This is a genomic window from Photobacterium sp. 53610 (genome assembly GCF_036409375.1).
Lineage (GTDB): Bacteria > Pseudomonadota > Gammaproteobacteria > Enterobacterales > Vibrionaceae > Photobacterium.
This window is the reverse complement of the sequence record NZ_JAXOFS010000002.1, coordinates 207,654-233,123: the sequence shown is the minus strand read 5'-3', so window position 1 is coordinate 233,123 and position 25,470 is coordinate 207,654. Positions and strand designations below refer to the sequence as shown.

The following is a 25,470-nucleotide window of genomic DNA, read 5'->3' as shown; positions in this document are numbered from 1 at the left end:
AGACTTCACAGACACTGATTTCACAAAAAACTTCAACAGCATTCAGGGCATCAACTATTGCATCTTATCCATCAGGCATCAAGCGATCGGCAGGATTCCTCTGCGCGAAAAGGGCTAAAGATACAAAAAATAAGCTCCTCGTGCGGAGGAGCTCTGGATTGTCAATTTTCAGTGAACTTTTGTCAGCTTAGGTTCCGGAGACTGATGGATTTTTGCCAGACTTCGAACAAATGGACCGAAAGACTGAATATCGCCTGGCAGTTGCTGAATCGCTGCTTGCGCTTCCTCTACGGTTTTAAAATGACCGTACAGCAAGGTATACCAAGGTTTCTCACGATAAGTTTTCTGGTTGATCCACACAGGCTGCTGACCTGGTAGTTTAGCCACATAAGGTGCAAAACCACTGTTCTGACTTAACCCCAGCACCTGAACAGTGAAACCAGTCTCAGGCGCGGCAGCAAATTCATAATTGGCCTGAGGAGCCTTGCTGCTGTCCACCAGAGTTACAGTCGCTGCCGGAGCCGCTGTTGCCGCTTCGGTCATTGTTTCATTTTGAGCTTTTGTGTCATTACTGACAGCAGGCATAGTCTGAGCCGTTATCGCAGCAGGTTCGGCCATCGACGCGATTTCTTGCTCCATTGGCACTACCTCATCGTTCAAGGCGATATCACCTGAAGTTAGTGGTTCAATCGGACCATTCATCTGCTCCACAGCCACGGGTTCATCATTTACTGGCTGCTGTGCCAATGCAGCCTGTTCCTGTTCTTCCAGCGTCGGTACCACAGTGCCATCGATAGTTTGACGTTCATTGTCTAGCGCACAGCCTGCTAAAGCTGAAGTAATAGCAACCATTAAGGCAATTTTTTTCATTATCATCGTGCCTGATTTATTGTCTTGAAAAGATTCTGCACCCCGACCTGATACCAATCAAGCCCGCTCCATACAGGGAGCTGTATTATTGGCGTTATATCACAGGTTCAAAGCTTCCTAAATAATAGGTTGATTTTTTATTGAATTTCCACCTTTTCATAAATATGTACAAACAAAAAATGACAAAGACGTTTCACAACTCACGCATCAGCCACAGACAATGTTAACCAGATTCCATTACACTGACAGCAGCGGATCATCTGCCAGCCGTTATTGAACGCATATTTGTCTGTACTGACGGATTCACAGCTTTTGGCAACCGGAGAGAATTTTTTGCAATGAAAGGACTTGAATCTCTGCTGAAACCACGTTCAGTTGCCGTCATCGGCGCTTCTGACAACCCGAAACGTGCCGGGTATGTCGTGATCAAAAATCTGTTGTCCGGTAATTTTCATGGTCCCATCATGCCCGTCACACCCAAATATGACGCGGTCGCGGGCGTGCTTGCTTATCCGGACATTGATAGCCTGCCTCGGGTGCCGGACCTTGCCATCCTTTGCACCCAGGGTCACCGGAACGTTGACATCATCGAGCAATTGGGCCGAAAAGGTGTGAGAATGGCCGTCGTGCTGGCCGCAGGGATGAACGTTGACTTAGATGGTGACGGTGTCACGGAAGATGTCCGGATGCATGAGGTTGCGAAAGCATACGGTATGCGCCTGATCGGTCCGAACAGTATGGGGATGATCCTGCCCTGGCACAACCTGAATGCTTCGTTCTCCCCCATCGCCGCCAACAAAGGAAACATCGCTTTTATTTCTCAGTCGGCCGCTGTCTGCACCACCATTCTGGACTGGGCAAAAAATAAGAATATCGGATTTTCGACTTTTATCTCACTAGGCGATACCTGTGATATCAGCTTCGCTGAGCTGCTGGATACCCTTTGTCGAGACAGCAAAACACAAGCAATTTTGTTGTATATCGATTCCATTCGGGATGCCCGCCGGTTTATGTCGGCGGCACGGGCGGCGGCAAGGAATCGGCGGATCCTGGTCCTGAAAAGCGGCAGAACCAAAATCGGCAGCGCTGCGGCACACCTTCACACCGGTGGTGAAATTGGCCTGGATGCCGTATATGACGCTGCAATAAAACGTTCCGGGATGCTTCGGGTTCACAATACACACGACTTGTTCGCTGCAGTCGAAACGCTGGCCCATGCTGTCCCATTACGGGGGGAGCGCCTGGCAATCCTGACCAATGGCGGCGGTCCGGCTATTATGGCTGTGGATGCGCTGACAGAGCGAGGCGGTAAGCTGGCAACCCTGAGTCCGGAAACCATCGATAAACTTTCTGCAGTTCTGCCTGCCAGCTGGTCACAGTCGAACCCGATCGATATCGTTGGCGATGCCGACATCATGCGTTACGAAGCCGCAACACGCATTTTGCTCGATAGTGATGACTTTGATGCGTTGCTAATCATGCATTCCCCTTCAGCCATTGCTCCGAGTAAAGAAACGGCTGAGCACATGATCAGAGTGCTGCGGCAACACCCGCATACAGCACACTTCAATATTCTCAGTAACTGGGCGGGCGAAACACAGGCTCAGAAAGCCCGTCAAGTCTTTACGCAGGCAGGATTTCCGGCCTACCGAACGCCGGAAAGTGCAGTGAGCGCTTTCATGCATTTGGTGGAGTACCGCCGGAACCAGAAACAGCTGATGGAAACGCCATCCTCATTCGGTGAGACACAAAGCAATCCGGGCCATGTTCACCAGTTACTTGACCAACTGCTCGAAGAGAAGATTGATCATCTGGAAACCCATGAAGTCAGACCGCTTCTGGAAAGTTATGGTTTTCATACCCTGCCGACTTGGATTGCCTCAGATCCGGCAGAAGCGGCACACATAGCGGAGCAGATTGGTTACCCGGTTGCAGTCAAACTGCGCTCCCCGGATATCCGCCACAAATCAGAAGTACATGGGGTCATGCTGCACCTGAGAACTGCGGCAGAAGTCGCCAATGCATCACAGGCCATTCTTGATCGGGTTTCGCTCAACTATCCGATAGCGCGGATAGAAGGGTTACTGGTCCAGCGCATGGCCAATCGTGCCGGCGCCCAGGAGCTTCGTATTGCCGTTCATCCCGATCCGATATTCGGCCCCGTCATTCTGATTGGCGATGAAGCAGCGGAATGGGACATTCATCGCGATGCAGCCGTCGCGATTCCCCCGCTCAATATGGCGCTTGCAAGATATCTGGTCATCAATGCGCTGAAAACAGGCAAAATCAAACAACGCAGCCTGCCTGACCGGCTGGATATCCCTGCACTGTGTAAACTGCTGGTGAAGCTCTCGCAATTAATTATCGATTGCCCGGAAATTACGGAGCTCGATATCCACCCGCTGCTGGCTGCTGGAGAAGACATGACCGTCATTGATGCGTCAATGACGATCCGGCCGTTTACCGGAGATACTCAGGAGCGGCTGGCGATCCGGCCCTACCCGAAAGAGCTGGAGATGTTCACAGCTCTGAAAGATCAAACACCCGTTTTGCTGCGCCCAATCCGGCCGGAAGATGAGCCCGGCCATAAAGCCTTTATTGCCAGGGTCTCTCATGATGACTTATACAACCGCTTCTTCTCGGAAGTGGGTGAATTTAATCATGAAGCTTTAGCCAATCTGACTCAGATTGACTACGACCGCGAGATGGCTTTCATTGCCGTGAGTCTTGACCCTGACTCTCATGAGGAGCAGGAAATACTCGGGGTCAGCCGGGCGGTATCCGATCCCAGCAATGAAGAAGCTGAATTTGCCGTATTGATTCGTTCCGATTTGAAAGGACAAGGTTTAGGCAGCATTTTGCTCAATACCATTATTCAATACTGCAAACAAAGAGGGACTCTGCGAATGACCGGAATCACCATGCCGACAAATCATGGCATGCTGGCGCTGGCCAGAAAAAGTGGATTCCAGGTTGAGATTCATTTTGAAGATAAAACAGCCGAGCTGTTGTTGCCGCTGCAACCAGAAAATTTGAATGCCGCCAGCGACTGAAGACAGTGCTGACCTGAACTTCAGGTCAGCCTTTTACAGATATGATCAATTCAGGTTCTTTTTCCACAATTGCTCAAGCTGCTGAATTGCCCAGGTTTTCGCTTTCCCCATCCGGCTGCGGTTCCAGGCAAGCACCAGTTCGAACTCCCGGACAGGATTATCACCAATGGTCACCAACGTTCCGGCTGCCAGATCTTCCTGAATAAAGCAGGCCGGTATCGTCGCAATACCCAGCCCGGCACGAAGCGCATTGAGCTTATCGTACATGCTGGATACCGTCAGCAGTGGCTGTTCTTCCAGAATATTGTGTGTAATCGGCGGTAAATTTCTGGCGGTGTCTGCGACAGCGATACCGCGATACTGCTGGCGGACCACAGGATCCAGCGGATCCTTGTGCTGATGAATCGGATGCTCAGGGTGAGCAACCCAGACAATATCCATCTTGCCTAACGGCTGAATTTTCACTTCCGGCGGAGCAACACTTGGCGGTGGCGCGATCAGAATGTCAGCCCTGTCTTGTGCCAGCGCTTCCCAGCAACCAGCCAGAATTTCCTCCCGAAACTTCAGACGGGTTTTACTTTTCTTCGCCAGACCTTCTACAAGCGGGAACATCAGATCCAGACGCACCAGACCATCATAGGCAATTGTCAGCTCAAGTTCCCAGCCATGTGCCAATGCTGTCGCGTCCGATACCATTTCATCCGCTGCAGAAAGCAGTAACCGGCCTCTTTCCAGTAATAGCCGTCCCGCTTTAGTGAACACAGCTTTATGGCCCGAGCGATCAAAGATCACCAGATCCAAATCCTGTTCCAGCTTTTGAACCTGATAACTGAGTGAGGACGGCGCACGGCCCAGTTCTTCAGAGGCCGCAGCAAAGCTGCCGCGACGTTCAATGGCATCCAGAACCATTAATGCTTCAAATGATAATAACCGGCTCAATTTGTTTTCCCTGTGCCATGACAGCTTTGAATTACAGGCTGTTGTAACACACTCGCCAGAAAATACCTATCAGCTCATTTCTTTAATGCATGGATTTCAAAGGTTGCATCAATTGTCGGCGTTTCTTCAGCATCAACCCAAAAGCGATGAGCACATAGAATACCGCCAGCCCCCATAACTGAAGCCACCAGCCACTGATCTGCTCAAAACTGGCACCCATTTGATTTAACCGCAAAAATCCATTGATTGCTGGCGTCGCCGGAACCAACTGAACCAGCCAGTGCACGGGAGCCGGCAGTGCAGAAACAGGCCAGACAAACCCCATGGAGAAAACGAGCGGCAGAGAACTCAATACCACCACAACAGTGACCAGTTCTTTCCGCGGTAATAGTTCACCAACCACAACGCCAAAAGCTGCAACTGAAATCAGAAACGGCAAAGTCATGGCAACCATATCCCCTATGGATGCCAGGCGGCTGATGCCATAGGTGTCAAAACTCAGACCAAAATAATAGGCGCACAGCGGAATATAGATGAGGGAAAATAACGTCACACGGACAAACAGAATTTTCCAGGCTGGGAGCGAGTCCCAGTAGCCGTGCTCACCGCGTGTCCTTGCTTCATTCTGCGTCGCACTGACCAGTCCAGAGCCAATGATCAGAGTCTGATGCAGAATGAATACGAATACTGCGGGAACAATATAGTTGATGTACCCCATCGTCGGGTTAAATACAGGCTGCATGCTCAGCTTCACGGAGGAATATTGTTCTGCTGCCAGAGCAATACTGTCCCCCTCGACAACCATGCGGGCAACTTTCGCTTTGGCGCTCAAAGTGCCTGTCGCGGTTGCTAAACCTTCAACGACGGTTCCGTAAACTAAGAAGAGTGCCGCATCGCCGGAGAAAGAAACAGTCGGACTGCTTCCCAGTAAAAGGTCACGTTGAAAATGTTCCGGAATCAGCAATATTCCCTTCACGTCCCGATTCAGCAGCCAACGCTTTGCTTCCTCAAGGCCCGATGCAGTTCTCATCACCTGCACTTGTGGTGTGGCGTCTACCATCCGTACCAATTTACGGCTGATTGCACTGTTATCAAGGTTCACGACTGCGATTTGCTGCTCTCGCGGCAATTGTTTGGCATAAGGCAGCGGATAAAGCAGCGAATAAATCAGTACGCCACCGAAAACAGTGAAGATGATCGCCGGGTTCGTAAAAATCGCCTTGAGTTCAAGTCGTAAGATGTGACGCCAGCTCATGCCCTTGCCTCCAGTTGGCCTTTACGCCAGGACAACATACGCAATACCGCCAGTCCAAAAGCCAGAATGAATGTGGTTAAAATCAGAAGCTGTGGCATCGCCTGCTGAAGGCCCGTGCCATAATCGACCTGCTGAACCTGAATCTCAATGTAATGACTGACAGGCAGCAATGCTCGCCAGGCGGCAGCAATCGTCTGCATGTCTGTCGCCGGAAAAGTAATCCCCATAAAAGCAAAAGCCGGCGCCGTAAAACCGGCAACAAAGCTCATCGCCCGGGTCACATCCATTGCCACAAAAAAGAATAACGTTGCCATGCTCAGACAGGCAATGACCATGAACGCCTGTGCCAGCAGCAAGATGCTCCAGCTGCCATGCATCGGCCAGCCAATCAGCACATACAGCCCCCAGAGAAATAGCATGCCCTGAGCCATGAAAACCAGCCCATAAGGTAACAATTTACCCAGCAAAAGCGTGACTGGCTTTTGAGCCAGCCAGGGCAGCAATCCCTGGCGACGTTGTTCAACCGCCAGCGCCATCACCGTTGTCGCGATGATAAAAATCTGCCACAGCGCCGGAATGATTCCGGATACCAGAAACTGACCATAGTGCGAGTTACTGTTAAACAACGGGATGATCTGATTACGAACCGGCAATGCCTGTCCGAGAGCCTGAACCGGTACCGTTGTCCCGCCAGCCATTTTCTTCATCGTATCAATGCCAGCGGTATAAGTTGCCTGAGCCGAAACAAAAGCACTGTTCACCAGTTTGGCAATGAGAATAAATTGAGCGTTATTAAACACAGTCACGGACGGTGAAGCACCGCGGAGTGTGTCTTTTTCCATTGATTCAGGGATCACCGCCAGCGCATAGATATCACCGTTGCGCAGCATAGCTGAGCCTTCTTCCACACTGGCAAACTGCTTTGTAACAGCCAACGTCGGACTGGCGTCGTAATATCGCACCAGTCCGCGAGACAGACGGCTTTGATCCAGATCCACCACACCAACCGGCAGATCTCTGGCAATCCCCTGAGAAAAGATCCACCAAACCAGTACAGACAGGCATACCGGCAAAACAAACAACATTGTTTTCAGCCAGGGCTCCTGCTGAATGATGCGGCATTCTCTTTTAAAAGCAGTCAGCAACATATCAGTCTACCAGTACGCTCATACCGACACGCAATCCATCCACAGGCTGAATTGGTCTGGCTTCAACTTCAAATGTACGCATATCAAATCCCTGCCGGGCATCTGTGGTCCGCCATGTTGCAAAATCACCCATTACAGATAAGTGCGTCACCTGAAACTCGTACTGGCTCTCACCCAGTGCTGGAATGCGGACTTCAAACGTTTTACCCTTAGCAAAATCTTTCAAACGGTCTTCACGCACATGGAATACAGCCCATGCATCATCCAGATCGACGATATTTACAACCGGGAAACCCTGCGGAGCGAGTTCGCCGTCATGCAGTAAGATCTGGCTGACTTCCCCGTTGTGCCAGCTTGAAATCTTGGTATCGGCTGCATAGGCTTCCACTTCTGCAACAGCACCTGCGGCCATACGTTCCTGTTCCTGAGCTGCCCGCTTGGTTTCCTCCCGGGCACCTTCTTTCGCCATTTGATACATCTGATAAGCCGCCTGTTCGGTATAACGGGCAGCCTGCCATTGTGTATAGGCTTCATCACGTTTCTGCTCGGCAACAACCCCGTCACGGTACAGATTATTCACACGACGATAAGTCTTCTCGCTGAGTGCTGAGGCTGCTTTCGCTTTCTGCCACTGATCCTGAGCTGCCGCAACTTCCTGAGCTCGTGCGCCATTCTCTGCCTGCTCAGCCATAGCACCTGCCGCTTGCTGGCTGGCTTTCGCCTGTTCCAGTTTTGCATCAATTTCCGGGCTGAGAATGGTAAAGATCAGCTGACCTTCACTCACTTTATCGCCTTTACGCACCAGAACCTGATCAATTCTGCCGGCGACTTTTGAAGAAATATTGTACTGTTGGGCCTCAATTTGTCCCTGCAGACGTTCAGGTTGCGGCTGATAAGCGTCCCAAAATCGGTAACCCAACCAACCTGTCAGTGCTACAGCGGGCAGAACCACTGCAAGAGTTTTCAACTTGCTCATCTCAGTTAACCTTTAATCCTTTGTAATTTTCATATTCGTCGAAGGTATTGATACCGCCGCTGACGGCCAGAAGTCGTGATAACGCTGTGACATAATGATAAGCCGCGGACAAACGCTGGGTTTTCACACTTGCCAGATACAGTTCAGCATCAACGACATCCAGAGACGTTGACAGTCCCTGACTGAAGGCTTTTTCACGTAAGAAGACACTTTCTTCTGCCAGTGCAACACTTGAAGCCAGACCTTCATATTCCTCAAGCGCCTGTGATGCCTCGCGATAGGTTTTCTCCACCAGCACTGTTAAGTCCTGCTCTGCCTGGGCTCTCAGGTAATTGACCTGAGTCATCGCACTGTGAGCGGCTTTCACTTTGTCTGACCGGCCCGACGAGTCCAGCAACGGAATACTCACACCAACACCAATGGCCCAGTCAGGTGCGGTTTTGGCGGCAAGCGTATCTTCTTCATAAAGGTTGTAATTACCGTAAACAAAAACTTCCGGATAGTACTTTCCTTTCTCGGCATCCAATGCCCCGTTAGCCTGACGCTTCTTGGCATCCAGGATATGCAGCCCCGGATAATCACTCAGCGTTTGATTCAGGAAGGTCATCATGTCCGGTAAACTTTCATTCACAAATAATGCAGTGGTGGGCGTTGCCGGGGTCTGCAATTTCAGCATCTTGGTTAAAGCAACCTGCGCAATTTCCAGATTCCGTTGTGCTTTCAGACGTTCTACACGGGCTTTGTCATAAGAAGACTGAGCCTGAAGACGTTCAACTTTCGCAATCTGACCTTGTGCTTCCATTTTCAGCGCATTTTTGTAATGTCTTTCAAGCCCTTTTTCCGCTTCCTGCCGTGTTTCCATCACTTGCTGAGCGAGTACCACGCCAAAATAATAGTTCGATAAATCTTCAAACTTGGCATGCTCTTTCATTTCGAGCATGTACTTCGCTTCCTGCGTCTTTCCCTTGGCAATGTCCTGAGCAGCCATAATCCGTCCGCCAAGAAATACCGGCCAGACCGCACGGACAGAGCTGGTCAGAATGTCTCTGTTCGTTACGCGGGATGTGAACAATTCATCAAGCTGTGCCGATGACAAGCCCAGTTTCTGTTGCAGAAGCATGCTTGCCACCTGACTTTTGCCTGCAGGCGTACTGGCAATGATATCGGAAGGAGCAATCTCAACCGGAGCATCCAGGTAGGTATAATTCGCCGAAACCGTGACTCGTGGTAATGACAATGCACGAGACGCTTCCTGCAAATGTTCAGCTTTTTCAACATTACTCTTTTCAGCTGCCAGTTCATCGTTATGGTTTCGTACGAGCTGCCAGGCATCATCAAAACTCACGGTAGCGGCTTGTGCCTGAAAACACAGAGCACTGATCAGTAACGCAAGGGAAAAGGGTTTAGCCTTGGGCGGGCTGACTATCATTTTTTTATCCTTCATACCTCAAGAACGGCAGCGTTCATTTTAGAGTTATTACTCTATAACACAAGCGTCACACACATATTTCTTTCACGTGATGTCACAACATACTGTTTTTAAAGCATATCAAACGAAAAAGCCCTCACAAGAGGGCTTTCATCAATCATTGAAAAAATGATTACATAAACCATTTCCACCAGATAAAGGCGACAAGAAAACCATACAAATAAACCAGCCCCGCCCAGGAGAGATATTTCATTCCCGGACTTAACTTCATTTCTGCGGGTAAGGAGGCACTGGTCAGCAAACGATAGTTCAGGTACGCAAATACAGGCGTCGTCATAAACGCCAGCACCATCGCAAAGTTCATCATGGGCATAAGTGCTGAAGTAAAGAACAGAATAATGGCCATTGCCAGCACGCTCACGATGATCATCCAGCCATTAATGTAACGATTTTGTGCCAAAGGCTTTTTCTGAATCAGCAGCTGAGCTTCCGCCAGAGCCCGTGAATAACCGTCAATCACAGTAATCGTGCTGCCGAAAATACAGAAGAACGCAATAACCGCAATCAGATAACGGGACCACTCACCGATGGTAGACGCATACATGCTGACCAGCTGATGCGAGAAGCCAATACCTGATGCTTTCAGCTCCGTGCCTGAGCCATAGAGCACCAGCGCACCCAGTGAAAGGAATACAATTGCCAGAATCGCAGTGCCAATGTAGCCCACGTTGAAATCAAACAATGCCGAACGCGTCGTGACTGTCTGTTCTTGACGCTGACTCTTCAGCCAGAGTGAAGTCAAACATGAAATCTCTATAGGTGCCGGCATCCAGCCCATCATGACGACAATGAATCCGAAAGACGCCAGCGTCCAGGCTGACGGGCCCTCATAGTCGGCAGGCGCAACGCTGCCATTTCCGGCCGCAATCACCACAGCGGAAATGGTCGCAATCACCAGAACTGACATGATCACTTTCGATAAGCCATCCAGCGCCTTATAGTGCCCAGCCATCAGAATGATCAGACAAGCGGCCAGTACCATCGCAGATAAAACAGACAAAGGCAGCTCGCCCGGCATGAAGTAGCCCAGCAGACTGGCGCTGAACAGGAGCAACGCCGCAGTATTGACGATACTTGAAATCAGGTTGAGGACGAAGAAAACCAGCAGGTAACCACGTCCCATATCATCATATCCTTCCACAAGGCTTTTACCGGTTCCCATGGTGTATTGAATGCCGGCTCGGAAGAAAGGATATTTAAAAAGATTAACGAGCAGAATGATTGCAGCCAGTTGCCAGCCGTAAATCGCACCGGCTTTGGTTGATGCGACCAGGTGAGAACCACCGACGGCTGCTGAAGCCATCATGATTCCGGGACCCAAAGATCGAATCAGTTGCTTGATGCCATTGCCCGGACGGACCTGTGGCGGGTTTGATGTTGTGTCTGACATTCAAATACGTCCTTTGTAGTTTTTTATAGTAATGAACTTATTTGTCTCAGGTTTAAATTATTTATGCAATCCCCTCACCCGGCCTCAATCAATACGATTCACTAACGATAAACAACATAAAGCACATAATTCTGGTTTGAGATCTGTATGCATCAGTTCCTACCGAAGAAAGCCGTAAAAAAACGATAAAAAATATCGGTGTAAATGATTGATTGCATGATAAGAATCCCGGCCCTCTGATTCCCGCCAATTCACGTGCCAAATCGTCATGACACCGTTCAAATTTCCACATTCATCTGAGCTTCGGATTATGCTTGTAAAGAAAGCACCATAAGTCTGTCTTCAACGCTTGAGCCGATATGTCCTCTGACAACCATGCTGCTGGCAAGCAAATCCGAACAAGATTGTACCTGCGGCGTATCCGGCGGGGGTTCTTACTGACGCTCGCCATCAGTGCTTGCCTCATCACCGTCATCGCCCTGCTGACCACATTCTGGCTGACCGCACAGGGCATTCAGTTACATGCCATTTCTGGCATTGGTTTATCCCAGCACGGTCTGTCGGTTAAACTGCTGACGATCAACATCCATGAAACGAAAATTGAGCTCAGCCACGTTCTCCTTTCAAAACAAAACCCTTCCCGTGAGGACAGAACGCTCTCGGACTCGGCTCAAGAACGCTGGCGGATTGAAGCCAAGCATATGAAACTGAGGCCTTCACCTCAATTCAGAACCCAACTGCGACAAATGAATCTGAACGGTAAAGATGCCATGCTGGAGCAGGTCTCATTCGTCAGCCAGGGCGCGCTGACTCAGGGGCGTTTTCTCTTTCATGCAAACAGTGCCGAAACCCTGTTTCACACCCTGACGTCTGACACCGGTTACCGACAACGTCTTCAGGATATCCAGATTGAAGTCGCAACGTCGCCCGACTTTCGGATCAGCGGTCATCTGGGTCGCGGTGTAATGAACCTGCCGGTTCCTGCAGCCAACCAGACTGAAAAGTATCCGGCTGAATTTCAAGACCTGAATTTTTCTTATCAAAAAACAGAGACAACGCAGCCTTTCCACATGTCCGTCAGGCAGATAACACCGGGACAAACCGAGAATCAGGAGACAACAGATGAGGGCATTGATCAGTTGAGCATCACGCTGGATCTCGCATCGCCCGCGAACAGCCTTACCGCCAGTGCCAAACGAATCGACTGGAATCCGTCTTTCCTGCTCAGCCGCCAACCTGCTTCTGAGACACCGTTTCAGCCTCGGCTCGGGCAACTCGCCGTACTGCTCTATCAGCTTCCGGCGCAAAAAATTGATGTTGATCTGCTGACCATCCGGGGTTACCTGTCACACGCTCAGCTCTCTTTGAACAAAGCGCAGGAAGGCACGCATTTTTCACTGAAAGGAATGCTGAAAGCAGGTGTAACCACAGCATTGCCTTTTGATATACGTTTCCTGGCATCTGCCAATCAGGCCGCTTCTTTTTCACTTCGGCTTCTGGATGCATCCGGAGCAGAAAAGACACAGCCCACCCTGCTGGCCTGCGATGCGAATTGGCAATTTTCCTCGGATGTTCCCCAGCAAATCGCATGCATAAGTGACAATGTCACTAAAATCATGCACAAGTTCAATATCAGTGATATTCATGTTGAGGATTCAAAAACACAGACGCTTTCCGTCAAAGCAGAGCGCATCCATTCAGAACACACACAAACCCAAGCCACTCAGACAACAGAGCCGTTTGACTGGCATTATCAGATTGAAGTACAGGGACCTGAACACATTGCCTTTACATGGCCCGACGGCACCCCTTCGAAAAAAGCCAATCGTCCCGAGCAACATTCAGGCCGGATAGACATGACGCATGACGGGACATGGCGCTGGGAACTGCAATTGAATTCCGAACAAGCACTGATGAGTCTTGCGGCGCAGGAACAACTGGCTCTCTCAAGCAAAAGTCCTGACGTTCAAACTCAAATTGATCTGACTGCGCTGACTTGCCACATCCCCTATCCGGAACCGTCAAACGACTGGCTGAATACCCTCAATTGTGAGGCAGGCAGCACGGTTACGGCGGCTACACCGCTTCTGCAAATCGGGCCAGTCACGGCACAATCCATTGAAATGTCGCAAAGGATTCAGGCACAGATAAAAACGAATGTTCTGCAAATGACGATTTCTGATCTGAAAGCCCACGCAGAGCGTATCACCTTGCCTGACACAGCTGAGCATCAGAACAACATTCTGAACCAGCCTGAATTCAGTGCTTCGGAAATCAGACTGACTTCTCCCCTGACAGAACAGGCACCGCTGACGTCATGGCACATTGAAACTGAACAGCTTCCCCTTGAGCTGAATGCAGATTTCAGCAGTACTCACCCTGTCGAGCCGAAGCAGACGACCCGACGCACACGTCAGCCAGTTCAGCATGCCACAGGAAATCTGACGCTCATTCTGAATCGACTCCGGGCAGAACTGACCCGAGACCAGTGGGCATTCAACAGTGAATATGAAGCCGACCTGACCTTCAGCCTGAATGCCCAACCCTTCCCGGCCGTCAGGAGTCATGGTTCACTGACCACGAGTCCTGACCAAATAGGAGTCACAGGCCGTTTCAGCACAGCGAAAAGTTCTCCGATTCTTCACTTCAGAATCACATCAGCCATACCAACGGGGAAAACCCGCTTTCAGATTTTCCCCCAGCGTTTAACCTTCTCCGGAAAACAAAGTCTCCAGAAATTTTACTTGCCTCAACTTCCCGCCCGGCTGGATCTCAATAACGGCAATCTGACTGTCATTGCAGATCTGACTCTCGATAATCAATTATGGTCCGGCTCACTGGATGTCTTCACTGAGCACCTGAATGGTCGTTTTAAGGATGTCCATTTTGCTGATCTGAATCTGTCGTTTACCAGCCTGATTTACAACAACACCATCCGGAGTCGTCATCCCCTGACGGTGCATAACGGCTGGCTCTTTGCCGGAACCTTATTTCAGGACATTACCCTGAACGGCGAGTTTGATACCCGTAAACCTGACTATGCCCTTCACAGAGCAAGTGCGAGAGTATTGGGCGGCTATCTCAGTACCCAGGGGGTGACCAGTCATTCTTTGACGAATATTGATGTGATTCCCTTGCGGATCCAGCGTCTCAGTCTTAAGAAATTAATGGATTTATTTAACGCAAAAGATGTCGAACTTACCGGATTGCTGGACGGTATGCTGCCCATTCAAATTGAAGACGGCAAACCCGTCATCAAAAAAGGTACTTTATTTTCAAGAAGTCCCGGCGGTATTCTACGCTATAAACAAGAGTCATCGATTGGCGAAAATATCGAATCGGGCAATACCAACAGCCTCAAAGTCATCGCCGGGATTCTCAGAAATTATCAATACGACTCTCTTGCCATTGATATAGACTATTCAAAGGATGGTCAATTAAATGCCAGTTCAAGGTTCAAAGGCCACAACCCAGACTTCCTGCATGGCAGACCGGTCAACATCAACCTGAACATACAAGATGACATCCCGGCCCTGATCAAAACGCTGAATACAATTAATGCCTCTGAGTTCGAGCGCATGTTTGTGAAGCAACTTGGTCTCGAAAAATAGATTTTGCGCTGAAATTTGTTGCAAATGACTTGAAAAGGTCGAAGCCCATGGATATTCAGTTAAAGTATTACTGCATGACAGGCTGTTTGGCAGCAATACTCGTCTTCTCAGCTTTCGGGGTAACTGGTTGTACACCAACGGTTCAGGTTGCTGCATCGGATAAGCCGATTGAAGTGAATCTGAATGTCAAAATAGAGCATGAAATTCGCATTAAAGTTGATAAGGAAATTGATGACCTATTCAGTGATGACGAAGTCTTCTGACAAGGCGGGGAGCCAGTCATGAAACGTATGCTGACTTATTTTGCCATTCTTTTCTTTTGCGCCAATGTGCTTGCCATTGATTTACAGCAAGCCAAAGCGCAGGGGCTCGTCGGTGAAGCCAATACCGGATACGTTGCAGCCGTGACACTGTCACCCACCACAGAGATTCGCCAGTTGATCCTGGAAGTCAACAAAGAACGGAAAGAGAGTTATCAGCGTATTGCCGTATCTCACGGTCTGACGCTGTCTGAAGTCACGCGACTCGCCTATAAGAAAGCAATCGACAGAACCGAGCCGGGACATTTCTACCAGAACGCCAGCGGACTCTGGGTGAAAAAATAGTCCCCGGCGACACCGACAAGTTTCGGTGGAACCAATTTTTTTGCAGGCAACCTTTCAACACTCAGATCTTGCAGTGAATTTCAGCGTCAGAACAAGGTATACTCCAGCCACCCTTATTCGTGTGCTGTTTAAACATGTTGTTCCAACCCGCTCTCATTAAACAACAGATCACCCGTCATCCGATATTCTGGCTGTGCGCGCTGGTTTGTCTGATGCCCGTCATCAATTCACCGGTTGCACTGATCCTTGGATTTTCGCTCGCAACCTTAGGTTTTGTGCCAACGGATATTCCGGTTGCGTCTCTCACCAAGAAACTTCTTTCTGCCGCAATTATTGGCCTGGGATTCGGGATTCAGCTGGATGTCGCCATTGAAGCCAGCCGGTCCGGCCTTGGGTTAATTCTGGCTTCAATTGTGCTCACATTGCTTATGGGGGCGTTACTGACTCGCCTGTTCAGACTGGACAGGAAAACAGGACACCTGATTGCTTCTGGAACCGCTATCTGTGGCGGCAGTGCTATTGCAGCGGTCTCCCCTGCCATTCAGGCGAACAGTCACCAGACATCACTCGCATTGGCCACGGTGTTTATTCTCAATTCAGTTGCCCTGTTTATCTTCCCGACCATCGGTCATTTGCTGAATATGTCTCAGCATGAATTCGGAATGTGGGCCGCCATTGCCATTCATGATACATCCTCTGTTGTCGGGGCGGCGGGCGCCTACGGCGATGAAGCGTTGATCACCGCAACCACACTCAAACTCGCCCGGGCTCTGTGGATTATTCCTTTAGCTTTTCTGAGCGCTTTATTATTTCGGGGAAACGAAAAGAAAATCTCAGTCCCCATGTTTATCCTGTACTACTGTGTTGCCATCTTGTTCGCACACTGGCTGCCGCAATTCAGTGAACTGTACCAAGCAATCTTTTCACTTTCCAAGCGTGTGCTTGTGGTTTGTCTGTTTCTGATCGGGGCGGGAATTACAGTGCAGAAATTGCGCGCTGCAGGAGCGAAACCACTCGTGCTGGGTTTTCTGCTCTGGTTCACGATAGGGAGCGGATCACTACTGGCAATACTGTCTGGCTTTGCCGGTAGTTAATCAAGATCACCAGCAGTCAATCGAGATCAAAAGGTTGCGGGGTGCTGTCCTGACTCTGGTTGTCCTTACGCCATGCGTTTCTGGCAACCAGAGTAAAAAGCAGTGAAAAAGCGGTCAGACTCAGCAATGCACTCCATATCCCTGACGTCATCAGCGATCCCACCGTCAGCACTAGTACAGCCACCACCCATTTCACTTTCTTATCCATCTGCTTCACTTCAATTGCCTTATTACATCAACACATTATTGTTGATGTGTACTCCAGCGGGAAAATACCCTTTCACACTAAGAAAGCAGGATTTGTTATAACCAAAAGTAGTTAAGGCAGGTTTCTTATTTCAATTAAGCCGTCTCGACGTGCTGACCCGATAACTTCAGACTTTCGTCTAGGATAAAAGGAGCTGATTCACTGTCTGAGGAGCGTTCTGTCATGCGGCGATTTGAAAACATTCTTTATATCAGCGATGGCATTCAGGATGAAACACAGGGCCTTCAACAGGCGCTCAGTCTGGCTGATGCCTTTCAGGGGAAGCTGACCATATTCATCATTTACCCGGACTTACCGGAAACACTGGAAAGCTATCAGGCAAACTGGGAACAAGCACTCATCGAAAAAACCAAAAATTTCGTGAAACAAGCCAGGACCAGATTATCCACCCCGCAACAAAGCATCATGCCTGCAATCGTTGCCCAAAGCAGCAAAATACCGGCCACCCTGATTATTCAGAGTGTCCTGCGTGACGATTTCGATCTGGTGATTAAAACCGCAGCACTCATTCAGCCAGACAGTGGCCTGAAAGCACTGGATATGGAGCTTCTGCGTCAGTGTCCCTGCCCGGTCTGGCTTTGCCGTCCTATAACTCACCCGCAACATCAGGTCCATGTCGCTGTTGCGATTGATGCCGACAGCGACAGTCAGGCAGAAACAGATCTCGACGTTGCGCTGCTTCAAACGGCTCGTGACCTGGCAAATGACTGTGACGGAAGTCTGATTGTCATTTCCTGCTGGGATTTTCCGTACGAGGAGATTTCCAGTAACCCGTTTATCCACGTCCCTGAATCTGAACTCGAACATTCCATTCAGCGCACGGAAGCAAAGCACCTTGAGAAATTCAATGCACTGGTTGCGCTCTCAGGAATCCATGGGCCGATGAAAACATGCCATCTCAAAGGGATGCCACAGCAATGTATTCCAGACATGATTGAACAGGAACAAATTGAATTGCTGGTGATGGGGACTGTGGCAAGAACAGGGATTCCCGGATTTATCATGGGCAATACCGCAGAAGACATTGTACAAAACACCCGGTGTTCAATTCTGGCACTGAAACCCAAAGGATTTGTCACCGACATTAAAGCCTATTAACTCAGCTTATCCGGCAGATAGCAGAATGAAAAAAACGGGCTGTTCTACAGCCCGTTTGTGGTTGTTTCAACATTGTCTTACTGAGCGTTCATGGCATCCAGTTTAGCCCCGACAGGCCCAGAGAAATTGTACCCATCGTGCTTGTCCCAGTTAATTGACCAGGTCATCACACCGCCATAGTTCGGGTAATTGAAGGCCGGGACAACAGAACCACAGTGAGTTCCTGCCGTCAAACAATCCAGCGCATCCAGAATATTCTGCATCGGTGCCTGACCGGAGTTAGCTGAACTCGGACCTGATGGCAGACCAATTGCAACCTGATCATCGCGCAGTGGTGCAAACTGCTCCCCATTTGCCAGCGTAAAACCTTCAATCAGCATCTTCGACTGAGCCACCATCATATCCACCGAGCCTTCTGGTGCTGCCCCTGTGGTGTAGGGATTTGGCAAACCGCCGTTGTTATACAACTGCACGTGCAGCAAATCCAAGGTTCCGCGAAGCTCGTTAATGAGCGGAATATAAGCGCCCCAAATCCCTGAGTAGGCCACCATGCCGCCCTGAACATAAGGATGCTCCGGCGCCATGGTCAGATACATATCTCCGCCAATATTGGCTTCAATCTGCTTCAGGGCACGAGGCAATCGCGCCTGAATCTGAGAACCGTGAACCATGTTCGAACCACTTTCCAGATCAATATCCAGTCCGTCAAATCCCCATTCGTTGATAATCGCCGTCAGACTTGAAACGAAGTGGGCTTCGTCGGCATCGGTATTGAGCGTGATCGTTCCTTCTGCCCCCCCCAGAGACAGCACAAACTTTTTCCCTTGCGCCTGCAACGCGGCCATGTCCTGCTTAAACTTTTGCGGATCAAGTGCCGGACAACTGCTGTGAATATCACCACTGTACAAATTGAAATGCACTGTTCCGTTACTGCCACGATCATTCTCGGCAAAGGCAATATCAATGACATCCCAGGCCTCTGACATATCGCTCAGGTTTATCGGACACCCCGCGCCATTCACAAAATTGTGCCAGTAACCAATCAGCTTATGTTTCTTCACCGATTGTGACAAAACTTTCACTGTGGCAGCCGAAGAAATCACACTCAATCCGCTCGCATCGGTTACTTTGGCGGACACGGTATAATTCCCCACTGCACCCGGCGTCCAGTTGGTGTTGTAAGGTGACGTCATATCAGTGGCAATGACGGTACCGTTCACCAGAAAATCGACCTGACTGACCGTACTGTTCAGCGACGCAGCATCGGCTGAAACCGCGACTGATTTGCCTAAACCAACAGATGTTCCGGATGCCGGAGACGTCAGCGTGACCACCAAAGGCGCATCACTGACATTGACCAGCACACCTGCGTGACCTGTATTCCCCTCATTATCTGTGGCGATAGCAGAAAGATTGACCGCACCAGCGCCGACCGCTGTCCACGACATTTCAAATGGTGCTGAAGTGTCTGCGCCCAGACTCTGACCGCCAGCGAAGAACTCAACTTGGGTCACTGAACCGTCAGCATCGGTGGCATCCACCGATAGAGTGACAACGTCCCCCTGAAGGACAGTTGCATTGTCAGCCGGAGCCGTAAATGTCACTGTTGGCACAACTGCACATATCCCCTGCGCTGTCCAGGCATCAGACCAATACAAACCAGTGCCCGGCTCATAGGCCCATGCAGAGTCAGATGAACACCAGCCGGCAACATCACAGCGGTATTTGTAATTAACGTTCTGAACGATATCGCCAGCCTGATAGCTGGTCCCTGCTTTATAGACTGGTACCCCGGCACATCCACCGGACGAAGCACCGGAAACAGCCACGGTCACCACAGCACTCCAGGTGACCGCTCCTGCATCATCGATGGCTTTGGACTTGAATTCATGGGTACCGGCAGTTGCTGTCCAGTTCACCTGAAAAGGTGCTGCATTTACTGAACCCACCAGCTGGTCATCCACATAAAACTCAACCGCAGTGACGGTACCATCCTGATCGGTTGCATTTGCACTTAGCGTGACCACGTCACTTTCTGCAATCTGCGATGACGCTGTCGGATTTGTCAGTGCCACACTTGGCGGCTGATTGTTCCCTTCCGCCTTGACAATGACAGACACGGCATCTGTCCGGCTGGCTCCCTGATTATCAGTGACCACAGCCGTCACCGTATGGTTGCCTTCAACCGTATTCCAAGAAACGGAGTAAGGCGCTGTATCATCAATCCCGACGACACTGCCATCAACCTGGAAAGTAACATCGGTTACCTGGCCATCAGAGTCTGATGCATCTGCGGTCAGCGTGATCGTCTGATTCACCCCGAACTGAGCATTGTTCAGGGGAGATGTGATCGCCACTGTTGGAGGCTGATTTCCTCCGGCTGCATCACAGGCACCAATCAGCGACCATTCTTCATAAGGATCCGAATACTGGACAGGATCCTTACCCTGATTCCACCAATTGGCCTGATAAGCATTCTCCAGATGCTGCACCTGAGCACCACCGTTATATGCCGTATCACTGGCCCATAATGTTAAAGAGGTACAATCCACAGCAAATGCGGACAACGGGCTACCGAGCCCAACCACAACAGCTGTATGAATAAGGGTTTTACGCATAATGAACGTCCTATTCTCTCAAACGGAAATATTCCCAAAAAAGATATTTGCTTCATTTGATGAGCAAATTATCCGTAGTCATAATGGACGACTTTCTGCATTATGATAAATAAGACAAATTTAAATTTAACTATTCCTCAGTCAGCTCTCAATTTTAAGCGTTAACTGATCGTTAACCGACAATATATCAGGAATTAAGATCACGATTTTAGGCAGGAAATAGACAAGATAAATTGGCAGGAAATCATCAGGATGGTCAGACTAACCATCCTGTTTCAATTCAAAAAATATTTAAGCAGCAATCGTACTGATTAAAAATAAGTTATAAGCAAATATCGCAACCAGCAGTAGAAACCCTTCAAACCGGTTGATACGACCCGGACCACGGATACCCAAACACATCAATACCAGTGCGACTGTCAGCGCCATCATCACCAGCCAGTCACGGGCAAAGACTTCTACACCAATACTGGTCATCGGAGAGATCACTCCGGCAATCCCGATCACTGCCAGTATATTGAACATATTGGATCCGACCACGTTTCCGATCGCGATGTCATGTTCCCCTTTCCGCGCCGCTGCAACGGATGCTGCCAGCTCCGGCAGAGAGGTCCCCAATGCGACAATTGTCAGGCCGATGATCAGATCACTGACGCCCAGAGACTGTGCGATAGTCACTGCACCCCAGACCAGAATCCGGGAACTGACCACCAGAAGAACCAAACCAACTACCAGCCAAATCAGTGCCTTCTTCAAAGGCATGTCCTGATTCTGCAGCTCATTTTCTGTTTCTGTGGCCAGTGCATCCCCTTTATTCCTCAGACCGGAATAGATTGACCAGCCAATCAGAATGAAAAAGCCGGACAACAGCACAATGGCTTCGATGCGTGTCAGCTGTCCGTCCCACAGTAACCCGCCAGCCAGCAGACCAATCAGGATCAGTAATGGTAACTCTTTTCGGAGGATGTTTGACTGAACCGCAATCGGCGCGATGATCGCTGTAATGCCCAGAATTAAGCCAATATTGATAATGTTGGACCCCAGGGCATTGCCCAGCGCCAGCTCAGGGTTTCCGTCAAGTGAGGCCATGGCTGACACCACCATTTCAGGCGCGGAGGTACCGAACCCCACAATTACCATGCCGATTAATAAGGGGGGCATCCCCACATGGCCAGCACTGGCTGCCGCACCGTCAACAAACCGATCTGCGCTCCAGACTAGCAACGCAAATCCCAGCAATATGGCTAATGATGCAATCATCATAAGTAGTACATCCCAATGTTTAACAAAATAACGTTCAAAAAATGTGGCATTTTGAAAAGGTCGAACGTTCGATAAACATCAGCGTTGGGGCGCCAAGGATATAGGTTTTACCTGTTGAGTGGTAGCAAAATTATTCTTCATACAACGAAATCTTACATCTTATTTTCCGGTATCCATTCCTTTGTGGTAGAGGAAGAAACAGACCTGATTAAAAGTCCCTTCAGACACCTGAAGAGACTTCAATAACCCGCCTGTCACAATCAGAAATAAGCGTACAAACGAACAGAAGATGACAAATCATCTCGCTGCCATTGCTGATACTGCACCTGTGATCTCAGACCGAGGTATTGTGTCAGCGCCCAGTGCCAGCTTGCTTTTGCATCGGTTCGCCAGTGCATGGCATCCCATTGATAAAGCCCTTGTGCCGACAAGGCCAGCTTATGTGCTTCACTTGCCTGCCAGACCATCCCAGCCTCAGCTCCTAATCCCAGGTTGAGGTTTTCTCCCTGTGCATCAAAATAATTCAGCTCAGATGACATCAAGGTATAGGCGTGCAGAGAATTCGCATCTCCCCAGGATTTACCATAGCCACCCTGCATGAAGTACCGGCCAGTCTGACCGTTTTCATCCGGCTGCCTGTCATAACCGGCCCGGATATTCCAGGACAGTGAATCGAACACTCTGTAATCCGGTGCCAGAGACATAGCATCCACCAGATATAGCTGATTCAGATCGAGACCACCTTGCTGATCCACACCGAGCTGAAGATCAAAGAAGCTGATCTGAGCACCCGGAATGTAACCACCCGCATTATCCAGCAAGTCATGATAAGCCACACGCCACTCCAGCAGCGTCTGATCATCCTGATGCTTGCTGTAACGATATCCAAGCCCCAAACGAGAAGAGTGATGTCCCTCATCAGGAGACATCGCCGGTCTTGGTGGCTCTGAGAACGGAGACGGAGTATCCAGCTGGCTTCGCGCCAGTAACAGCTTCTGCAGCTTCGGAGCATAGGTTTCACGGGGCAATGCCTGATCATAAAACTCGAAGTTCAGCCATTCATAGGCCATCTCCAGCGTTGCAGCTCGCTCGGACGGCGTACCGTCAGTCGGATACTGTCCATTCATTGCATTCCGTGCAGACTGAAGCTGTTCATCAGACAACTGTTCCGCATAATACATCAGCTTTGTTCCGAACGAAGCCCTGTACTCCGGCGCCTGAATCAGTCCTTCATCCCTGAGTATTTTAACGGTATCAGACGGAATGGCCTGCAAGTCAAAACCGGAAGTCAGATCCAGATCTTCCCTGCCCGCTTCCAGTAATGCCAGCAACTGATAAGAGCAATTTTCATCGATAAAGTAGTAATCAAACTCGACACCATTCATTTCCCAGAGATGACGCAACACCTGCTGAACTTCCTGCTCGTTGAAATCAATGGAGTACTCCCAAATATCCCGGGATTCTAAGTCATTATATTCACGGACTTTTCGGTAATAAGGCATGACGGTGAAGTTACCCGGATACTCACCAATCAGCCCCTTCACCGCATACAGGAATGCGTTGTCATCTGATTCAGGGGTAGCCGCAAAGTTCACCGCAAATGCAACCAGCTCACGATGCCGGTTCTGATCTTTGGCATCAACCCGGAGTAATGTATGTCCGAACATTGAAGATGGGCTGTTCATGAATGCCGTCGGAAACACCAGGGTTAAACCTTTCGGGTTCAGTGCCTGTTTCCAAAGTTCTTGCTGAGGACAAACCGGCTGTGGCCAGTCTGCCTGTAATTTTTCTTTCAGCCAGTGAAAACGCGCCGGATAGCGGCAACTGTAACTGTCATCGGCTGGTTCGCCGGTAAATGCGCCCGCTTCCTTTTCAAAAGCATTCACTGTCGCGTTCAGCTCAGCAAAAGGGTCAGATTTACCCTGCCCACTGATAAAAAACGTCCGGGAGTCGACCAGACTCTTGTAAGAGCCTGTTATACCCAGCTGATAATGACCCAGCGTATGCCAGTATTTCGAGTCAGACAGCTGCTGTATGTCCTGCGAAGAGAATGCCAGTGCAGAACTGCTGAATAGGGTGAGAGGAAGCAGAGTTAACCAGGTCTTCATGTGAAATCGATGGGGGTCAGATGGATACAAACAAACGTACTTCCATGCTTTATACCAATTGGAATCTCGCATTGGTCAGTTGATTCATGAGGCAATCGCACCAAAACGTATTCGGACGGGTATATTTCCTGAAAAGAGATTGAAAAAGATACAGCGCCCTGAGGCGCTGCATCCAGGCAGATCACGAAAGTAATTCAAATTACAGTGCGTATGCCGCCAGCGTATTTTGATCAGCAACCATAGTGTTCAGGTTTGCCAGAACGTCTGCAGAAGTTACGTTCTCTGATGCAAAGATAGCTGCATAGTTGTTACGAGCCTGAGTATTGAATTCAGCTTTTGCTTCGTCGCTCATGCCCCAAACATCAGTCAGAGTTGCCAGAGTCTCACCTTCGCCGCGAGCGATGTCACGAGCCAGGTTGTCCATGTTACCGTCGATGAACATTGCCAGCTTCTCTTTAGAGCTGATTACACCGTCGCCTTCACAGCCCAGAGTACCGAAAGTGATACCGAAAGTCTGGTTACCAGAAGTACCGTTGGTTGTTGCACCCAGAACTTTAAATACTTTGCCTTCTTTACCGGCAAATACCATGGAACCCAGACCACAACCGATATCCTGGTCTGCCATAGCTTGAGAAAGTGGCATCAAACCTGCAAGTACTGCCGCTGCAATTACTTTTTTCATTGTTATTCCTTACGCTTTATTTTAATACAATATTGTTGCATTAACTCTATGCGTCGCAAATCATAACAACCTGAAGTCTAATTTCAATTTTTATCAATGAATGAATCCGTTAATTCAGTACTTTTTAGCTCAACCCCAGAAAACAGCGAATTAAACTAAAAAAAGTGTAACATTTTCATCGATTCATTTATTTCTGGCATAATTCCTGAATAGTTGATTGCATCCATTCCCTTCAAATCAGCCTTTTTCTTTATTTCCCATCCACGTACTCATTTTATCGATCAAATCAATCGGCAGTGGAAAAACAATCGTCGTCGTTCTGTCATTGGCAATTTCAGTCAATGTCTGTAAATAACGCAGTTGAACGGCATTCGGTGCTTTATTCAGCACTTCAGCTGCTTCCATCAGCTTTTTAGACGCTTCAAGTTCACCGGTTGCGTGAATAACTTTTGCACGACGGGAACGCTCTGCCTCAGCCTGGCGAGCGAGCGCACGAACCATACTGTCATCCAAATCCACATGTTTAATCTCAACGTTCGCGACTTTGATTCCCCAATTATCGGTATGCATATCGAGAATGCCCTGCAAATCTTTATTCAGCTCATCACGGGCTGAGAGCAATTCATCAAGTTCATGCTGCCCTAATACAGATCGCAGTGTCGTCTGGGAGAGCTGACTGGTGGCTTCAAGATAATTTTCTACATTATTAATTGCCATTTTGGGATCAATCACCCGGAAATACACCACAGCATTCACTTTTACTGACACGTTATCACGCGTAATTAAATCCTGGGTCGGAACATCTAATACAATCGTACGCAAATCGACCCGAACCATTTGCTGAATAATCGGGATAATAATGATCAGACCCGGCCCTTTCACTTCATAAAACCGGCCCAACAGAAAAACAACTGCACGTTCATATTCGCGCAGCACTCTGAACATGCTGATAATCAGCGCGATAACAAACACAATAATGGTTGCCAGGGAGTAAGTAATCATA

Annotated in this window: 19 protein-coding genes; 6 read left to right on the top strand and 13 right to left on the bottom strand. The window is 49.3% G+C overall.

The genetic code is table 11. The features are described from left to right. Positions 1-168 precede the first annotated feature (168 nt). Positions 169-870 (bottom strand): SPOR domain-containing protein, encoded by a 702-nt coding sequence (locus tag SPK40_RS07500; protein ID WP_330959998.1) that lies wholly within the window; start codon positions 868-870, stop codon positions 169-171. Between the two features lie 338 nt (positions 871-1,208). Between SPK40_RS07500 and SPK40_RS07495 the strand changes: the two genes are divergently transcribed. Further along, the gene (locus tag SPK40_RS07495; RefSeq protein WP_330959997.1) at positions 1,209-3,923 is read left to right on the top strand and encodes a bifunctional acetate--CoA ligase family protein/GNAT family N-acetyltransferase; all 2,715 of its coding nucleotides are present in this window, start codon (positions 1,209-1,211) and stop codon (positions 3,921-3,923) included. Positions 3,924-3,968: 45 nt separating this feature from the next. On the opposite strand, the gene SPK40_RS07490 is transcribed toward SPK40_RS07495, so the two are convergent. From SPK40_RS07490 to SPK40_RS07465, 6 genes are all read right to left on the bottom strand, one after another. Beyond that, on the bottom strand, positions 3,969-4,862 hold the full coding sequence (locus SPK40_RS07490; protein WP_305885165.1) for a LysR family transcriptional regulator: 894 nt from the start codon (positions 4,860-4,862) through the stop codon (positions 3,969-3,971). Positions 4,863-4,944: 82 nt separating this feature from the next. Next, the gene (locus SPK40_RS07485; RefSeq protein ID WP_330959996.1) at positions 4,945-6,117 is read right to left on the bottom strand and encodes an ABC transporter permease; all 1,173 of its coding nucleotides are present in this window, start codon (positions 6,115-6,117) and stop codon (positions 4,945-4,947) included. After that, positions 6,114-7,262, bottom strand: a complete 1,149-nt coding sequence (locus tag SPK40_RS07480) for an ABC transporter permease (RefSeq protein ID WP_371929441.1) — start codon at positions 7,260-7,262, stop codon at positions 6,114-6,116. Before SPK40_RS07480 ends, SPK40_RS07485 begins: the two co-directional genes overlap by 4 nt. Before the next feature lie 4 nt (positions 7,263-7,266). Continuing rightward, complete coding sequence (locus SPK40_RS07475) at positions 7,267-8,241, bottom strand: HlyD family secretion protein (RefSeq protein ID WP_330959995.1); 975 nt, start codon at positions 8,239-8,241, stop codon at positions 7,267-7,269. A 1-nt stretch (position 8,242) separates the two neighbouring features. Next, positions 8,243-9,670, bottom strand: a complete 1,428-nt coding sequence (locus SPK40_RS07470) for a TolC family protein (protein ID WP_248142391.1) — start codon at positions 9,668-9,670, stop codon at positions 8,243-8,245. Between the two features lie 172 nt (positions 9,671-9,842). Next, positions 9,843-11,120, bottom strand: a complete 1,278-nt coding sequence (locus tag SPK40_RS07465; protein WP_330959994.1) for an NRAMP family divalent metal transporter — start codon at positions 11,118-11,120, stop codon at positions 9,843-9,845. A gap of 359 nt (positions 11,121-11,479) precedes the next feature. Between SPK40_RS07465 and SPK40_RS07460 the strand changes: the two genes are divergently transcribed. From SPK40_RS07460 to SPK40_RS07445, 4 genes are all read left to right on the top strand, one after another. After that, positions 11,480-14,731 (top strand): YdbH domain-containing protein, encoded by a 3,252-nt coding sequence (locus SPK40_RS07460; RefSeq protein WP_330959993.1) that lies wholly within the window; start codon positions 11,480-11,482, stop codon positions 14,729-14,731. A gap of 47 nt (positions 14,732-14,778) precedes the next feature. Then, positions 14,779-14,994 carry a YnbE family lipoprotein gene (locus SPK40_RS07455; protein WP_248142394.1) on the top strand — a complete coding sequence of 72 codons (216 nt, stop codon included), beginning with the start codon at positions 14,779-14,781 and terminating at the stop codon, positions 14,992-14,994. A gap of 18 nt (positions 14,995-15,012) precedes the next feature. Further along, positions 15,013-15,336 carry a YdbL family protein gene (locus SPK40_RS07450; RefSeq protein ID WP_248142395.1) on the top strand — a complete coding sequence of 108 codons (324 nt, stop codon included), beginning with the start codon at positions 15,013-15,015 and terminating at the stop codon, positions 15,334-15,336. A 134-nt stretch (positions 15,337-15,470) separates the two neighbouring features. After that, positions 15,471-16,430, top strand: a complete 960-nt coding sequence (locus SPK40_RS07445; RefSeq protein WP_330959992.1) for a YeiH family protein — start codon at positions 15,471-15,473, stop codon at positions 16,428-16,430. Positions 16,431-16,446: 16 nt separating this feature from the next. Here the strand turns inward: SPK40_RS07445 and SPK40_RS07440 are convergent, their stop codons facing one another. After that, positions 16,447-16,638, bottom strand: a complete 192-nt coding sequence (locus SPK40_RS07440; RefSeq protein ID WP_248142397.1) for a hypothetical protein — start codon at positions 16,636-16,638, stop codon at positions 16,447-16,449. 222 nt (positions 16,639-16,860) lie between these two features. On the opposite strand from SPK40_RS07440, the gene SPK40_RS07435 reads away from it, so the two are divergent. Then, positions 16,861-17,796 carry a universal stress protein gene (locus SPK40_RS07435; RefSeq protein WP_330959991.1) on the top strand — a complete coding sequence of 312 codons (936 nt, stop codon included), beginning with the start codon at positions 16,861-16,863 and terminating at the stop codon, positions 17,794-17,796. A 77-nt stretch (positions 17,797-17,873) separates the two neighbouring features. Here the strand turns inward: SPK40_RS07435 and SPK40_RS07430 are convergent, their stop codons facing one another. The 5 genes from SPK40_RS07430 to SPK40_RS07410 all read right to left on the bottom strand — a co-directional run bounded on the left by SPK40_RS07430 (position 17,874) and on the right by SPK40_RS07410 (position 25,469). After that, entirely contained in the window at positions 17,874-20,414 is a 2,541-nt protein-coding gene (locus SPK40_RS07430; RefSeq protein WP_330959990.1) for an Ig-like domain-containing protein, read from the bottom strand. 291 nt (positions 20,415-20,705) lie between these two features. Beyond that, positions 20,706-21,677: a calcium/sodium antiporter gene (locus tag SPK40_RS07425; RefSeq protein ID WP_248142400.1), complete on the bottom strand. Its 972-nt coding sequence runs from the start codon at positions 21,675-21,677 to the stop codon at positions 20,706-20,708. A gap of 260 nt (positions 21,678-21,937) precedes the next feature. After that, a complete protein-coding gene (locus SPK40_RS07420; protein ID WP_330959989.1) occupies positions 21,938-23,785 on the bottom strand; it encodes an Lnb N-terminal periplasmic domain-containing protein in 1,848 nt (615 codons plus the stop codon). A gap of 199 nt (positions 23,786-23,984) precedes the next feature. Next, positions 23,985-24,467: a DUF3015 family protein gene (locus SPK40_RS07415; protein WP_248142402.1), complete on the bottom strand. Its 483-nt coding sequence runs from the start codon at positions 24,465-24,467 to the stop codon at positions 23,985-23,987. Positions 24,468-24,704: 237 nt separating this feature from the next. Beyond that, positions 24,705-25,469, bottom strand: coding sequence for a slipin family protein (locus SPK40_RS07410; protein WP_330959988.1), 765 nt, complete (start codon positions 25,467-25,469; stop codon positions 24,705-24,707). Position 25,470: the final 1 nt, after the last annotated feature.